This is a genomic window from Pseudomonas sp. Pseusp18 (assembly GCF_059506005.1).
Genome location: NZ_CP169240.1, coordinates 2123127 through 2138205, shown reverse-complemented (window position 1 = coordinate 2138205; position 15079 = coordinate 2123127). Strand labels below are relative to the sequence as shown.

14 protein-coding genes are annotated in these 15079 nt (G+C 59.0%); 10 read left to right on the top strand and 4 right to left on the bottom strand.

Annotation, left to right across the window (positions count from 1 at the left end):
• Positions 1-6: 6 nt before the first annotated feature.
• Positions 7-2592 (bottom strand): bifunctional diguanylate cyclase/phosphodiesterase, encoded by a 2586-nt coding sequence (locus tag ACEN9A_RS09515; RefSeq protein ID WP_258673255.1) that lies wholly within the window; start codon positions 2590-2592, stop codon positions 7-9.
• Between the two features lie 167 nt (positions 2593-2759).
• Entirely contained in the window at positions 2760-4331 is a 1572-nt protein-coding gene (locus ACEN9A_RS09510; protein WP_413388421.1) for a sensor domain-containing diguanylate cyclase, read from the bottom strand.
• A 192-nt stretch (positions 4332-4523) separates the two neighbouring features.
• Between ACEN9A_RS09510 and ACEN9A_RS09505 the strand changes: the two genes are divergently transcribed.
• On the top strand, positions 4524-5006 hold the full coding sequence (locus tag ACEN9A_RS09505; RefSeq protein ID WP_018928117.1) for a hypothetical protein: 483 nt from the start codon (positions 4524-4526) through the stop codon (positions 5004-5006).
• Between the two features lie 3 nt (positions 5007-5009).
• On the opposite strand, the gene ACEN9A_RS09500 is transcribed toward ACEN9A_RS09505, so the two are convergent.
• Entirely contained in the window at positions 5010-6761 is a 1752-nt protein-coding gene (locus ACEN9A_RS09500; RefSeq protein WP_258673253.1) for a L,D-transpeptidase family protein, read from the bottom strand.
• 81 nt (positions 6762-6842) lie between these two features.
• On the opposite strand from ACEN9A_RS09500, the gene ACEN9A_RS09495 reads away from it, so the two are divergent.
• From ACEN9A_RS09495 to ACEN9A_RS09465, 7 genes are all read left to right on the top strand, one after another.
• Complete coding sequence (locus tag ACEN9A_RS09495) at positions 6843-7550, top strand: murein L,D-transpeptidase catalytic domain family protein (protein ID WP_258673251.1); 708 nt, start codon at positions 6843-6845, stop codon at positions 7548-7550.
• A gap of 146 nt (positions 7551-7696) precedes the next feature.
• Positions 7697-9514, top strand: coding sequence for a copper resistance system multicopper oxidase (locus ACEN9A_RS09490; RefSeq protein WP_258673249.1), 1818 nt, complete (start codon positions 7697-7699; stop codon positions 9512-9514).
• Between the two features lie 10 nt (positions 9515-9524).
• On the top strand, positions 9525-10412 hold the full coding sequence (locus ACEN9A_RS09485; RefSeq protein WP_258673248.1) for a copper resistance protein B: 888 nt from the start codon (positions 9525-9527) through the stop codon (positions 10410-10412).
• Between the two features lie 55 nt (positions 10413-10467).
• Positions 10468-10851, top strand: coding sequence for a copper homeostasis periplasmic binding protein CopC (gene copC / locus ACEN9A_RS09480; RefSeq protein WP_258673246.1), 384 nt, complete (start codon positions 10468-10470; stop codon positions 10849-10851).
• Between the two features lie 3 nt (positions 10852-10854).
• A complete protein-coding gene (copD, locus tag ACEN9A_RS09475; RefSeq protein ID WP_258673245.1) occupies positions 10855-11778 on the top strand; it encodes a copper homeostasis membrane protein CopD in 924 nt (307 codons plus the stop codon).
• Between the two features lie 154 nt (positions 11779-11932).
• Positions 11933-12274: a hypothetical protein gene (locus ACEN9A_RS09470; protein ID WP_258673242.1), complete on the top strand. Its 342-nt coding sequence runs from the start codon at positions 11933-11935 to the stop codon at positions 12272-12274.
• 153 nt (positions 12275-12427) lie between these two features.
• A complete protein-coding gene (locus tag ACEN9A_RS09465) occupies positions 12428-13219 on the top strand; it encodes a transporter substrate-binding domain-containing protein (RefSeq protein ID WP_258673241.1) in 792 nt (263 codons plus the stop codon).
• 163 nt (positions 13220-13382) lie between these two features.
• Here ACEN9A_RS09465 and ACEN9A_RS09460 read toward each other — a convergent pair whose 3' ends face one another.
• The gene (locus ACEN9A_RS09460) at positions 13383-13580 is read right to left on the bottom strand and encodes a hypothetical protein (RefSeq protein ID WP_019582096.1); all 198 of its coding nucleotides are present in this window, start codon (positions 13578-13580) and stop codon (positions 13383-13385) included.
• 491 nt (positions 13581-14071) lie between these two features.
• Here ACEN9A_RS09460 and ACEN9A_RS09455 point away from each other — a divergent pair, with 491 nt between their 5' ends.
• The gene (locus ACEN9A_RS09455; RefSeq protein WP_019649362.1) at positions 14072-14434 is read left to right on the top strand and encodes a DUF6124 family protein; all 363 of its coding nucleotides are present in this window, start codon (positions 14072-14074) and stop codon (positions 14432-14434) included.
• A gap of 109 nt (positions 14435-14543) precedes the next feature.
• Entirely contained in the window at positions 14544-15077 is a 534-nt protein-coding gene (locus ACEN9A_RS09450; protein WP_019649363.1) for a PAAR domain-containing protein, read from the top strand.
• Positions 15078-15079: the final 2 nt, after the last annotated feature.

The following is a 15079-nucleotide window of genomic DNA, read 5'->3' as shown; positions in this document are numbered from 1 at the left end:
AGGCGACTAAAGGTGCGCGCCCTGCTGCGCAAAGTCTTCCTGCGAGGCCTTGAGCAACGGCAGCAGTGCATACCTGTCTACCGGGCGACTGAGGTAAAACCCCTGCACTTCATGGCACTGATCCAGGATCAGGAAGTCCAGTTGCTCCAGCGTCTCGACACCCTCGGCAGTCACGGTCAGGCCCATCGCCTTGCCCAGGTTGATGATCGCCTGCACCACGGCGCGATCGTTGCTGCCGCTGCCCATGGACGAAATGAAGCGCTTGTCGATCTTGATCCCGTCGAAAGGATACGTGCGCAAGTAACCCAGCGAAGAATAACCGGTGCCGAAGTCGTCCATGTTCAGGCGCACGCCCAACTCCTTGAGTGCATTCATGGTCGCCAAGGCGCCATCGACGTCGATGAGCATCACGTTTTCAGTGATCTCCAGCTCCAGCCGACTGGCAGGCAAGCGGGTCTGGATCAACGCTTCGCGCACGTCCTCGATCACATCGCTACGGGCGAATTGAACCGGCGACAGGTTGACCGACACCATCATCGCACCGGGCCAGGTCAGAGCCGTCTCGCACGCCTCGCGCAGCACCCAGCGGCCCAAGGGCACGATCAGATCGGTCTGCTCGGCCAGCGGGATAAACGCGTCGGGGCTCAACAAGCCTTGCACTGGATGCTGCCAGCGCAGCAGCGCTTCGACCGAGACGATGCGCTTGCCATCGACGTGATAACGCGGCTGGTAATGCATCACGAATTCGTTGTTCTTGATCGCCCGACGCAGGTCGGTTTCCAGTTGCCGGCGATGCTGGATCTGATCGTTCATGTGTGCGGCAAAATAGCACCAGGTCTTCTTGCCATCGGATTTGGCCTGATACAACGCGATATCGGCACACCGAATCAGCTCCTGCGGAATGTGCCCCTGGCGCCGACTCAAGGCGATACCGATGCTCGCGCCAATGTGCAGCGAGTGATGGTCGTAGTGAATCGGCTGATGCAGGCTATCGAGCAAGTGCTCGCAAAACCGGTCGATTTCCGCGTGGCTGTCCATGCCATGGAGCACCAGCACGAACTCGTCGCCGCCCAATCGGGCGACCAGGTCAATGTCTCGTGTGCACTCGCGCAAACGGGTGGCGACTTCCAGCAATACCGCATCGCCGGCCGGGTGGCCGAGGGAGTCGTTGATCGGCTTGAAGTTATCCAGGTCGATCATCAACAACGTCAGCGCCGTCGACTGCTCTTTCAGTGCCAGCGCCTCATCGAGAAAACGCGCCAATTTGTTGCGGTTCGGCAGGCCAGTCAGGGCGTCGTGCAATGACAGATGCTGGATCTGCGCATGGGCGGCAACTTCGTCGGTGATGTCGCTGGCCGTTCCGCGATAGCCCAGCACCGCGCCCTTGCGCTGGATCGGCCGCGCCGACACCCGGCAGACCCGCTGTTGCCCCGATTGATCGCGGTAGGAACAGCGCAAATGGCTGACGGCTTGCTCTTCATCGAGTTTGTTCAGCCACAGCGACAACGGCGTCGTATCGCAATGGAGCAATTGCCCGATGTTCTGTCCCAGCCACTGCTGATCGGAGAACCCGGTGACGGTGCTGAAGCGTCCCGACAGATAAGTGATGCAATGCTGATCGTCGATTTCCCAGATCCAGTCGGACGCGGCCTCGGCTACCGCACGAAAACGCTCTTCACTGGCCTCCAACGCCTGGTTCGACAAATCGAGGCTGGTGTAACTGGCATCCACATGCCCGGACGTGCGCAGGACATAGCGAAAGAAGTAAGCGGTCAACAACGCCAGAACCAACAGCGCCCCGCCCAGTGGCGGCAGCAGCGACCAGAGCAATTGATGACCCGGCCGCTCGAGCCGGGAGACCAGACTGTAACCGGTACCAGCAAGGGCAATAGCGGGCTGACCGGGAGCGATGACGTTGTCGGGCGTCAGGCTCAAGTCGTGCAAACCGTAATCGACGCTCAAGGTGCTGAGCTTTTCAGGGTTCAGTTGGTCGACGTATATAAGCACCGAAGTGCTTTTGGGATCGACCGCCGGGCGTTCGTCATTGGGCACAATCGCGGCGGCCGACAGCAGCGCGGGTTTGCCCTCGAACAAGGTGTAGTGGCTGACGGGTTTGATGAGGTTCTCCTGACCCTGAACCTCGTCAATGATCGTCGCCATCGAGGTCGACAGATAGGCCGCCGCCTCGTCCTGCACCTGAAGCCCACGCACCACGGCGTATTTTGTTCGCTGAACATCGACCACGAAAACACCCTCGTAGTGGTCCATGGTGAACAGGGTTTTACCCATGTTCTGCTCGACGTAGGCCCACTGCACATCGACCTCGCCGTTCAGGTGATCGTAGGCCGACGTCCAGTCGGCATAACTGGCGATGTAGTTTTTCGTGGCGGTAATGCGGTTTTCCAGCGCGCGCTGGGTATAAAACGTGGTTTTGGCCAGGTCCTCGGCATCGAGCCGCCCGGCAATACTGAACAGGGCGATCAGCGCGATCAGCACCCCAACCACAAACAACAGACCGACCACCAACATCAGGTTGCGGGTAATCGGGGTATGGCGTGCAGGTGCAGCGGTGGTAACGGCAGACAAATCCATGCACTTGATCCTGTCAATCGATTGCCCGATCGGAATGAGACCGGTGGGCCCGGTCGGTCAGGTGTGACAGCCAGGCTCTCTGCACTGACCATAGCAGGCATGCCTGATCATCGCTCCTGGACTGTAGCAGTGTGCATCGTTTTACCCCCCAGCCATGGTGGAAAGCGTCATCGATCCGAGCGCATCAGCGCCTCGACGCCCCCTTCCATCGACAACACCGCCGAGCGATTTCGCCCTGAGTGCTTGGCCTGGTACAGCGCCGCATCCGCGCGCTTGATCAACATTTCGGTGCTGTCGTGCGCCGTCGGCACAAACGAATAACAGCCAAGACTGACCGTCAGATAGCCCGTGGGCGAACCGCTGTGGGTGATGTTTTTGTCCATGACGCTGCGGCGGATTTGCTCGGCGATCGTCAGCGCGCCATGAATGTCGGTGTCCGGTAGCAACACCGCGAACTCTTCACCGCCGTAGCGCACCGCCAGATCGGCTTTGCGGTGGCAGCAACTCTTCAGGGCCCGCGCCACTTCGGCCAGGCAATGGTCCCCGGCCACATGACCGTAAGTGTCGTTGTAGCGCTTGAAGTAATCGATATCGAGCATAATCAGCCCCAGCGAGCTCGACCGCCGGGCACCGCGCCCGAACTCTTTCTCCAGCGCCCGTTCGAACAAGCGGCGGTTGGCCAACCCGGTCAGGCTGTCGTGGGTGGCGATCAGCTCCAGGGTTTTCTGCGCCTCGCGCAAATCCGCCTCGATGCGCTCGCCCGCGCGAACCTGATGAATAAACACCCAACCGAACAACCCCACGCCGAGGACAACCAGAGCGACGATCACACCGGATTGAATCGCCGTGTCGTACCAGTCCTTGAGGACGGCGTCTTTGGAGGATGCCGCCGCGACCACCACCGGATAGGCATCGAGCTGACGGTAGCCATACAGCCGAGGGATGCCATCGACCACCGAGTCGATCATGGCGTTGCCGGACGTGGCGTTGGGCAAGAGTTTCTGAAAAATCTCGCCCTTAGCCAATGACGTACCGATCTGCGATTCCACAAACGGCCGCCGCGCCAGCAGTGTTCCATCGGTCAATGCCAAAAACATCGCGCCGTTGTCGTCGAGGCTGAAGCTTTTGAAGAACTGATCGAAGTACGACATCTTGATCCCGGCCAGCAACACACCCTGGAAATGACCGCCCTGATCGTTTATCCGCCTGGAAACCGGAATGATCCACTCGCCATTTTCCCGACTACGAATTGCCGGGCCGATGTGCGCCAGGGTTGAGATGTTTTGCTGGTGAAACCTGAAATACTCGCGATCCGCCACACCAGCCCCGCGGGGTAGATCCTCGAACGACGTCACGGCCCATTGCCCCTGCCTGTCGAACAGAAATATCCCGTGCAACTGATGCAGCGCCTGCACCCGCCGGGCGAAGGTTTTCTGCAGGCGTGGCGTCTGGGCAGCGTCGAAACCTTCAGCCTGAATCCAGTCCACCAGACTGGTCAGTACCAGATCGGCCTTCATGAACGTGTCTTCGGCCTGCTGCGCCATGGCCCGGGTCAGGTTCGACGACGACACCTCGGCCAACGCGAGGTCGTGCCGACGCGACTGCTCCAGTTGCAGGTAAAGCAGCCCACAGAGACAAAGGCATACCGCCGCAATGAACAGCACCGCGGCCTTGAGCAAAGGCAGTCGCTTCAAGGCACCGCCGGACGCGTGCTGCGGATCGTGAATGGGGATAGGCAAAAGTGAGTCCTGGAAGGGTAAGACATGGGCAACGGCCCAAAGCCCCTATTTTTTTGAGCGTAGTCTACGGGGTTGTGCGGGATAAACAGAGGATTGAGGGATAAATGGTTGTGTTTTAATTCCATGACGCAAGGCAAAACCACATGACCTTGAAGGAGCTACGATTAACTGACATCACGACAGGAAATCGAAATGAGTAAGGTAGACGAGCTCGCCGCGAAGCTTAAACAATCCCGGCAAACCAGTGCCGACGCGACCATCGCCGATCAAGCCATCGACAGCTGGCCCGCCCAGGTCTACGAGCTGTATCACCAGATCGAAGCCTGGCTGCAACCACTGATCGAGGTGGGCCTGAAGCTGCGACGCAATTCCACCCATGTGTTCGAGAGTGCGCCGGACGGTGCGACTTACGATTATGCCATCGACCAACTGCTGATCGAAGGCAACCACCACGGCATCACCTTCGACCCCGTCGCGCGCTTCACCGTCGACGGTGCCGGGCGGATCGAAATCCACTCGACAGGCAAGGAACTCGCCTTGTTACGAACCGTGAACGAACACGGCGAGACGCAGTGGTGGCTCCAGGCGAGCGAACAATCCGGACAACAACCGGATGCGATCGCGCTGACGGAACACAATTTGCTGCTGGCCGTGCAGGAAGGCTTGGGGCTTTAAGGCCTACAAATTGCTCTGCTCCGCCGCTACCGAGGGAGGCGCCGCTCGCCTCCCGTCCAGCGCCGGCGGCTCCGAAGTCCGATTCAACGCCCGCAATACCGGGGAATCGTATCCATATACATCGGGCTTGAATGTCACGCGTCCATCAAGACTCAGGTCCACCGTCCAGTAGGCCAACAGCACCGGCACTTTTACCGGGAGCCTGATGTTCTCTGTCTTGCCGTTGGCTAACTGTTTTTGAATCCCTTCGCTGTTCCAGTGAACCGGATCGTTGAACAACAGCTCCACCAATTGCAGCGGGTTTTCTACCCGAATACAGCCGGAGCTGGTCGCGCGATTGGATTTCGCGAACAACTCTCGATGCGGCGTGTCGTGCAGATAAATCGAATACTCATTGGGAAAACGAATCACCACCTGCCCCAGCGAGTTATCCGACCCCGCATCCTGCCGTAAGGTAAGGCCGCGCGGGTTGTCCCAATCGACAGTGGACGGATCAAGCACATTGCCATCTCGATCGATCACCCGAATCCGGCTTGCCTCAAGGTAACCAGGATTGTCGCGAATCTTCGGCAGCATGTCCTTGAGCAGAATCGTCGGTGGCACGGTCCAGGTGGGGTTGAACGTGACGTAGGTGATCGCGGATTGAAAAATCGGCGTGCTGCGAAACGGCTTACCGACCTGCACCCGTGAGCGCCAGATCGGTTTGCCATCGCGATAGAACGCGACTTTATACCCGGCAATATCGACCACGACGAAGGTGCCCTGAAGCTTGTACAGCAGCCATCGCGCCCGCTCCATGTTCACCCGCACCTGATCGATTCGCGCCTCGACCGGTACATTCAGCTCCGCGAGTGTCGCCGGCCCCGCTACGCCGTCCGCCCCAAGGTATTGCTCGGTCTGAAACTTCTTCACCGCCGCAGTGACGGCGTCGTCGTAGTCGGTGCGAGCAGTCCCTTGCGCGGCGAGATAACCGCCCGCCGCCAAACGCGTACGCAATAGAGCGACCGAGGCGTCGTCCATGCCGGGCCTGAGCGTCTGCCCTTCCGGGATCTTTGGCCAGCCACCCCGATCACGAACCTTGCGCAGTTGCGCCAGGCCATGGCGCAACGTGCCGTAAACCGCTTCTTGGGGCGGCGCCTGGGCGAAGGCGCGCGCAATGTCATGGCTGTCGAGGGCGGCAAAAAACTTATTGACGTCCTCCCGAGGATCGACGCCAGCGGGATCGAAGTTCCAGTGGATGTCCAACCGCGAAGGGTCGACCTTGCCGCGCCGCAACTGCAGCAGCGCCGTGATGAACGTCCGGGTGGCGGAGATATCAAAGGCTGCCCGTTGCCCGGGGGTTGGGGTGGTTGTCTGCATCAACGTGCGGGCCTCGGCCAACTCGGCGATCCGGAAATCCGCGGGGTTCAGGCCATCGGCCTGGGTATCACCCAAGCTTTTCAACAACAGGGCGACATCGTCATCGTCCGTCCAGGCGGCGCGATAGCCACGATGGCTATAAAAATCCAGCACGACTCGGTTCACATCGACCCGTTGATGACGCGGCGAGGTGAGCAGCGGCGGAAACGCCGAACTCAATGGCGCCAACTCCGCCTGAATCGCCTGGCCGACATAATCGCCGGGTGCCGCTTCAGCCACAGTACTTACGGGAGATAGCGGCTCAATCGGCGAAGTTTGCGCGATCGCCGTGCCGCTTATCAGAAAGCCCATAAAAAATATGCGGCTTATGACGAATAACCTTGTTAACTGCGCCATGGATAATCCTTAATCTCCCGTTTTCAACCGGCTAGCGTCGTGCGCGCTGCTAGACTCGAAATATTCAGATGAGACTTGCATATGGCCCCACACCGCTTTGGCTGCTTAATGACGGCCCTGCTGCTGACTGCTTTTTTTACATTACCGGCAGCCTACGCCGATTCACTTGAAGCTGCCTTGGTCAAAGCGGCCCCCGATGCCAACGCCAAAGTCATTGCCCTGGCCGTTCGCGCCTCCCAATGCAGCCGGGCCCAAGGCACGTCCCCGGCGCAGAGACTCGCAGTGATCGATTATTCCCTGCCCTCGACCGTACAACGTCTTTGGGTTTTCGACCTTAAACAACGCAAATTGTTGTTCCATGAACTGGTCGCCCACGGTCGCAACAGTGGCGAGAACATGGCCAGCCAATTCTCCAATCAGAATGCCAGCTACGCCACCAGCCTGGGTTTGTACCGCACCCAATCCAGCTATGTCGGGCAGAACGGTTATTCCCTGCGCATGGAAGGTCTGGAACCGGGTTTTAACGACAACGCCTTCGAACGGGCGATCGTCATTCATGGCGCGCCTTACGTCAGCCCTGCCCTGGCGCGGGCCAATGGCCGGATTGGCAGAAGTCTCGGCTGCCCGGCGGTGAGGCCTGCGATTGCACATCGGCTGATCGACTCGATGAAGGATGGGCAGTTGTTATTTTCTTACTACCCGGATCAGCGTTGGTTGAAGTCTTCTTCGTATATCAATTGCGGTAACGCCACCGTGGCGGATTCGTCCAGGTCCAATAGCAGTCCTTGAACACCGCGTGAAACTGTCAAAACTGTAATCTTGGCCTCAGCCTGCTGAAAGGCACCGCCCGTTAGCCTCCTCCCCATTGAGTTCTCTTCCTTCCGCTCAGGATGGACCTGAGGGCTTCATCAGGCTGACGGACGGGATAAAACGGCATGCATTCCAACACCTCAAGACGCACCTTCGTGAAGGGCCTGGCCGCTGGCGGGGTGCTCGCTGGCCTCGGGCTGTGGCGCACGCCAGTATGGGCGGTCACCAGCCCCGGCCAACCGAATGTGCTGGCCGGTACCGACTTCGACCTGTTCATTGGCGAATCCCCGGTCAACATCACCGGCAACCCTCGAACCGCGATGACCATCAACGGCGGCATTCCCGGCCCCCTACTGCGCTGGCGTGAAGGCGACACCGTCACGCTGCGGGTGAAAAACAAACTCAAGGACAGCACGTCCATTCACTGGCACGGCATTTTGCTGCCGGCCAACATGGACGGCGTGCCGGGCCTGAGTTTTCACGGGATCGAACCGGATGGCATGTACGTCTACCAGTTCAAGGTCCGGCAGAACGGCACTTACTGGTACCACAGCCATTCGGGCTTTCAGGAACAGTCCGGGGTTTACGGGCCGTTGGTGATCGACGCCAAGGAGCCGGAGCCGTTCCAGTACGACCGCGACTACGTGGTGATGCTCACCGACTGGACCGACGAAGACGCCGTCGGCCTGATGAAAAAACTCAAGAAACAATCGGACTACTACAACTACAACAAACGCACCGTGGGCGATTTCATCCACGACGTCAGCGAGAAAGGCTGGGGCTCCACGGTGGCCGATCGCAAGATGTGGGCCGAGATGAAGATGAACCCCACCGATCTGGCCGACGTCAGCGGCGCCACTTACACCTACTTGATGAACGGCCAGGCGCCGAACATGAACTGGACCGGCCTGTTCCGTCCCGGCGAAAAGCTGCGCCTGCGTTTTATCAACGGCTCGTCCATGACCTACTTCGACGTGCGCATCCCGGGTTTGAAAATGACCGTGGTCGCGGCGGATGGCCAACACGTCAAACCGGTGAGCGTCGACGAGTTCCGCATCGCGGTAGCGGAGACGTTCGATGTGATTGTCGAGCCGACCCAGGACGCCTACACCCTGTTCGCCCAGTCGATGGATCGAACGGGTTATGCGCGAGGCACCCTGGCGGTGAAGGCCGGGTTGTCGGCGCCGATTCCAGCGCTGGATCCGCGACCGCTGGTGACCATGGATGACATGGGCATGGGCGGCATGGATCACGGCAGCATGGGCGGTGACATGGCGGGGATGGACCACGGTGACATGCAAGGTATGAACGGTGGTGACATGCAGGGCATGGACGGCGGCGACATGCAGGGCATGGACAGCATGGCCGGAATGGATCACAGCAGCATGGCCATGGGTGGCATGGCCGGGATGGCCGGGATGCAATCCCATCCCGACACGGAAAAAGACAACCCGCTGGTGGACATGCAAGCCATGAGCACCACGCCAAAACTCGACGACCCGGGCATCGGCCTGCGCAACAACGGCCGCCGTGTGCTGACCTACTCCGACCTGCGCAGCACCTTCGAAGACCCGGACGGCCGCGAGCCCGGCCGCACCATCGAACTACACCTGACCGGCCACATGGAGAAGTTCGCCTGGTCGTTCAACGGCGTGAAGTTCTCTGATGCCGAACCCGTGCGACTCAAGTACGGCGAGCGGGTTCGAGTGGTGCTGGTCAACGACACGATGATGACTCACCCCATTCATTTGCACGGTATGTGGAGCGACCTCGAAGACGAGAACGGCCAGTTCATGGTGCGCAAACACACCATTGATGTGCCGCCGGGATCGAAGCGCAGCTATCGGGTCACCGCCGATGCGCTCGGCCGCTGGGCCTACCACTGCCATCTCCTGTACCACATGGAAATGGGCATGTTCCGTGAAGTTCGCGTGGAAGAATAAGGCGCTACCCATGACCAGACTCACTCCGATCTCTTTGGCCCTCGTTACCGTGGGCCTGACGCTCTCTTCGGCCATGGCCGCCACCGACAACATGCAGGGCATGGACCATAGCCAGATGCCGGGCATGGATCACAGCCAGATGCAGAGCGAGGATTACGGGCAAATGCAGCCCGCCGCACCGACCCAAAGCCGCACGCCGATCCCGGCATTGACCGACGCCGACCGTGCCGCCGTTTTCGTCAGCCCCGCCGGCCATGACATGCACGACAGTGCGCTCAACTATTACTTCCTCGCCGACAAACTCGAATGGCAGGACGCCGATAACGGCAGCGCATTGGCGTGGGATCTGTCTGGCTGGATCGGCGGCGACGTTGATCGCCTGTGGTTGCGCTCCGAAGGCGAACGCGTCAATGGCAAAACCGAAGATGCCGAAGTCCAGGCCCTCTGGGGCCACGCGATCAGCCCATGGTGGGACGTGGTGACCGGCGTGCGCCAGGATTTCAAACCCGGCGCCCCGCAAACCTGGGCCGCGCTCGGCGTGCAAGGCATGGCCCTGTACAACTTCGAAACCGAGGCCACCGCATTCATCGGCGAAGGCGGCCAGACCGCTGCACGACTGGAAGGTGACTACGACATCCTGCTCACCAATCGGCTGATTCTGCAGCCGACCGCCGAGCTTAACGTCTACGGCAAAAACGACCCACAACGGGGCATCGGCTCCGGACTTTCCAGCACCGAAGCCGGGCTGCGCCTGCGCTATGAAATCCGCCGGGAATTCGCGCCCTACATCGGCGTGACCTGGAACCGCACCTACGGCAAAACCGCCGATTACGCCAGGGACGAAGGCGAGGACCGCAGCGAAGCCCGACTGGTCGTCGGCGTTCGGCTGTGGTTCTAAACATTTCAACTCAAAAACCTAAAAACCAACCGCTTAAAGCGGTAAGAGGCCTTGCATGCGCACCATCAAAACCACCGCTGTCGCCATCGCACTTTCCACCGGGCTGCTCATGAGCGCACTGGCTCAAGCCCACCCGAAACTGCTCTCCTCCAACCCAACCGAAGGCGCGGACGGCGCAGCACCGAGCAACATCGAGCTGCACTTCTCCGAAAACCTCATGACCCAATTCTCCGGCGCCAAACTGGTCATGACCGAAATGCCCGGCATGGCCCATTCCCCCATGCCGATGAAAGCCAAAGTCTCCGGCGGCAGCGACCCGAAAACCATGGTCATCACCCCGCTCTCGCCCCTGCCCACCGGCAGCTACAAAGTCGAATGGCGCGCCGTGTCTTCGGACACTCACCCGATCACCGGCAACGTTACGTTCAAAGTGAAGTGATTGATGAGCGACTCGGTCGGCATTGCCCTGCGGTTTGCGTTGTATATGGATTTGATGCTGTTGTTCGGGGTAGCACTTTTTGGCTTGTATAGCCTTAAAGGGCAGGAACGGGTGTCTGGGGCGGTGCTGCCGTTTCGGTCGATGTTGGCGGGGACGGCGCTGCTGGGCGCGGTGTTGTCCGTCGCCAGCATGGTGATGATGACAAGTGCCATGAGCGGTGAAACGGACTTCGCCGAGCTACGCCCGCACATCGAGATGATGCTGTTTGAGACGGATGTCGGCTTGGCTTGGGGGATTCGCATTGTTGCGCTGGTGATCGCTGGCTTAGCGGTGATGCTCCGTGCATCTGGTTTCAGTTTATGGGTCGCGGCTTTTGCCGGTGCTGTTGCCCTCGCCAGCCTGGCCTGGAGCGGACATGGGGCGATGGATGAAGGCAATCGTCGCTTTTGGCATTTCACGGCGGACATTCTGCACCTGCTGGCGGCGGGGGCTTGGCTTGGCGCGTTGCTGGCGTTTGCGTTGATGGCGAAGATCAACGCCCTGCAAACCGAAGCGCGCCTCAGGTTGCTGGCCCGCGCGGTCAATCGGTTTGAGGCGATTGGCGCGGCCATCGTCGTGGTCATCACCGCGACGGGAGTCGTGAATTATCTGTTCATCGTTGGGCCGAAGCTGGACGAGGTGTTTCTCAGCACTTACGGGATTCTGCTGTTCGTCAAAGTGGTGCTGTTTGCCGGCATGCTGGTGCTCGCCGCGTTGAACCGGTTTCACCTCGGGCCGTTTCTGGAGCGGTCGTTGCGGGACGGGCAATACACGGTCGCCGCCAATGCGTTGCGGCGCAGCGTGGTGGTGGAATTGGCGGCGGCGGTGTTGATCGTGGGATTGGTGGCTTGGCTCGGAACGCTGAGCCCGGAAATGGGTGCCCAGTAGGGAAATGAAAGCATCCGATGACCGGCCAGAGCAGTCAGTGGACAGGGTGAGGGGCCTTTACTAGCGTTTAACCACACTAGATTTCAAGCCAGAGGGTTCAACACCCAAGCGCCAAGGTGAAAAAAGCGGCGCAATTATCGAAAGGAGTTCGAAAATGGCTGAAGTAATGAAAGTGGTGGATGTCGACTTAAAGATACTTAAATCAAACCCACCGCAGCTACACATATCGGCAATTGGCCTGGTGAATTCTGGTGGATGGACAAACCCGAGACTGGAGCCGCGGGTTTACATTCAGTTCCCACCAGACGGCATTCAGGACTTCGATTTTGTTGCTGATCCGCCCCAAGGGGCTGCTATACAGGTCATCCTTCCCATCGACGCATCAAAACTTTGGAAAGACCCGCCACTCGATAAACTCAAGGGAGTAAGAGTGCACTCGGCTAGCAACTCGATTGAAGCGCATCTTAAGAGTTCGAAGTCCGTGGCTTGTGCATAAACAACTCATGTAGAGGGATACGTGTCGGGCCTTGCCTGACACGTATCATGCGCTGGAGTGAATGGGGTATTGGGACAGTAGATGACAGCCGAGAAGCGCTTTCACTACACTGCTTCCGCTTGAACCCCACTCTGTCACAAAAGCCCGATAACAATGAAAATCATAAAAAGCACAATGCTGCTCTGTGGCCTGCTGGCTCTATCCTGCGGCGCTCAGGCAGAGCAAAGCCCTTCGCACCTGGACACCGTCCTGCAACAAGGCCTACTGCGCGTTTGCACCACAGGCGACTACAAACCCTATACCTTCAAAGGTGAAGACGGCGAATACTCGGGCATCGACATCGCCATGGCCCGCTCGCTGGCCGACAGCCTGGGCGCGAAGGTCGAGTGGGTCCAGACCACTTGGAAAACCCTGATGCCCGACATGCTCGCGGGCAAATGCGACATCGGCGTCGGCGGCATCTCCGTCACCCTGGAACGCCAGAAAAAAGCCTTCTTCAGCACCACCCTGGACGTCGACGGCAAAATCCCTCTGGTGCGCTGCGAAGATCAGGCGAAATACCAGACCCTCGAACAAATCAACCAGCCTTCGGTTCGCTTGGTCGAACCCGCCGGCGGCACCAACGAAGCCTTCGTCCACGCCTTCCTGCCCAAGGCGCAATTGCAGCTGCACGACAACGTCACCATCTTCCAGCAGCTGCTGGACAAGAAGGCTGACGTGATGATTACCGACGCCTCGGAAGCGTTGTATCAGCAGAAACTCAAACCGGGGTTGTGCGCGGTCAACCCGACGCAATACATGCAGTACGGCGAGAAGGCATATCTGCTGCCACGGGATGACATCAGCTGGAAGATGTATGTCGATCAGTGGCTGCACCTGGCCAAGGTGACAGGGAATTACCAGAAAATCCTCGGTCAGTGGATCGCGGTGCCAGAGGCTAAATAGCCCGTTAGTCCATACATAGCAGCTGGCGCAGCCTGCGTTCGACCGTAGCAGCTGTCGAGCCTGCGAGGCTGCGTCCGGCTGCGCAGCAGTCGTAAAGTCAGAACATGCGGTTCATCAGGCAAATCACGCAACGGCGAAAGCACCCCAGCCGTTGCGTCATGCATTAGTCGTGCAGCAAGCCCGAGCTGTACTCATTAAAGCTGTTGCCGATCGCGCTCCCACCAAAGTTCACCTTGTTGGGGTTATGACCATCGAATTGTTGGCAGCCTTCTGAAAAGCAGGAACTGGTGCTCACACCCGAACAGGCGCTCAAGAGCAAAGCACCGGTGATCAGCATGGCTTTGAAGAGGTTCGAGATCATCTTGTTGTTTCCTGTGGGCTGGAGGTAAGGCAGCACGGTCTTAGGTGGTCATCCTATGCCGCGAGCCTACCCAACTTGATGAAACATTACTGAGCGACAGCGTTGGTTCAGCATCCTTGTTTTCTCTGAAGCGACCCACCTGTTTAGATGAGCGTTTAAAGACACTCACCGTTACTTCACCAAGGCTACAACGCCTTGCGTCGTTGCCTACGACTGCGCCAGAATCCGCCGGCTGTGCGCCTGGCGCTCCCGCCGGTAACTTGATTCCCGTCACTGCTCATCAGTGATCGGGTCTGCAAGCCCGCCGGAATACCAGTCGCATAGCCCTACCGTAGGACACTCGTTTGTGTCCGCTCAATGGCGGCTTTGTGCGGGAGACCTTCGGGTCTGCCGGGTTCCTGGTTTCCCGGTCTTGCAGACCCGCGCATAGCTGCCACCCATCATCTGCAAGTGATGCTGGTAGCTCCTAATGAATAATCAGGAGTTTCACCATGTTCAAGGCCACACCCAACCCGCCGGTCACAGACCCGACATCCCCTTACGAATCACTCGACTCAAAAAAACTCAACGCCGCCGCTGAACGCGCCCTCGACCACTATCTCAAACCGGCCGGTCAGATCATGGCCACGTCCAACGAACCCGAGCGCATGTTCCTCGCCAACCCGAAGTACAACACCGAATCCCTGCTGGCCAACGCCTGCGAATCATTGGGCTCGGCCACAGTTATGCTCAATGATTTTGCTGCACTGCTGGAGGGGACCCAGCGCAAAACTCTGCTGGGTATTGCGCAAGTGGTTATGTTGGGGGAACTGGCGGTGAATCAGGCGTTGGATAAGGTTGAGCTGTCTGAGTAATTAATGCTGCACATCGGCGTGGGGAGCGTGAGCTCCTCGCGCCTTAGCCACCTTTCAAAGCAACTCTGATACAGTCGCCCCCGGTAAATTCGTTGACAGGAAGTCAAACATGGCAAAGCCCGCCGCACGTATCACCGACCCCACCAGTTGCCCCATGCCTGGGCACGGCCCAAAAGCCATCGCCTCTGGTTCTCCCGACGTGTTCTTCGACGGTCTTGCAGCCGCGACCAAAGGCGATGCCTGCACCTGTGGCAGTGTTTTGGCCTCGGCCGTAGCAGCAACGGTCTTCATCAATGGCAAAAACGCCGCACTGGTCGGCACTGTCGGCGCCCATGGCGACGTCGTGATTGGTGGCTCGGGCACGGTGATCATCGGTGATTCGCATACACCAGCACCGTTCACGCCCCCACTCCCACTTTTACTGCAAAAAACCTACGGACACAGCTTCAGCATCGTCGATAGCGAAACCGGTCAACCTTTAGCCGGAAGAAGTTTCACTGCCACCGTTAACGGTGAAAAGATCATTGGCATTACCGATAGCGCAGGAATCGCGCACGTCAAAACCCCCATCAAAGATGCCACTATTTCTGTGAGCATTGACTTTACCTCTCCAGCTCGGACGCTTAACGAACTCACGGACTGATC

Bases quoted from the DNA above. Each gene is read 5' to 3' on its own strand.
- ACEN9A_RS09455 (WP_019649362.1), top strand. From the start codon at position 14,072: ATGTTCAAGGCCACACCCAACCCGCCGGTCACAGACCCGACATCCCCT.
- ACEN9A_RS09450 (WP_019649363.1), top strand. From the start codon at position 14,544: ATGGCAAAGCCCGCCGCACGTATCACCGACCCCACCAGTTGCCCCATG.
- ACEN9A_RS09505 (WP_018928117.1), top strand. From the start codon at position 4,524: ATGAGTAAGGTAGACGAGCTCGCCGCGAAGCTTAAACAATCCCGGCAA.
- ACEN9A_RS09495 (WP_258673251.1), top strand. From the start codon at position 6,843: ATGGCCCCACACCGCTTTGGCTGCTTAATGACGGCCCTGCTGCTGACT.
- ACEN9A_RS09515 (WP_258673255.1), bottom strand. From the start codon at position 2,592: ATGGATTTGTCTGCCGTTACCACCGCTGCACCTGCACGCCATACCCCG.
- ACEN9A_RS09460 (WP_019582096.1), bottom strand. From the start codon at position 13,580: ATGATCTCGAACCTCTTCAAAGCCATGCTGATCACCGGTGCTTTGCTC.
- ACEN9A_RS09470 (WP_258673242.1), top strand. From the start codon at position 11,933: ATGGCTGAAGTAATGAAAGTGGTGGATGTCGACTTAAAGATACTTAAA.
- copD (WP_258673245.1), top strand. From the start codon at position 10,855: ATGAGCGACTCGGTCGGCATTGCCCTGCGGTTTGCGTTGTATATGGAT.
- ACEN9A_RS09485 (WP_258673248.1), top strand. From the start codon at position 9,525: ATGACCAGACTCACTCCGATCTCTTTGGCCCTCGTTACCGTGGGCCTG.
- copC (WP_258673246.1), top strand. From the start codon at position 10,468: ATGCGCACCATCAAAACCACCGCTGTCGCCATCGCACTTTCCACCGGG.
- ACEN9A_RS09490 (WP_258673249.1), top strand. From the start codon at position 7,697: ATGCATTCCAACACCTCAAGACGCACCTTCGTGAAGGGCCTGGCCGCT.
- ACEN9A_RS09500 (WP_258673253.1), bottom strand. From the start codon at position 6,761: ATGGCGCAGTTAACAAGGTTATTCGTCATAAGCCGCATATTTTTTATG.
- ACEN9A_RS09465 (WP_258673241.1), top strand. From the start codon at position 12,428: ATGAAAATCATAAAAAGCACAATGCTGCTCTGTGGCCTGCTGGCTCTA.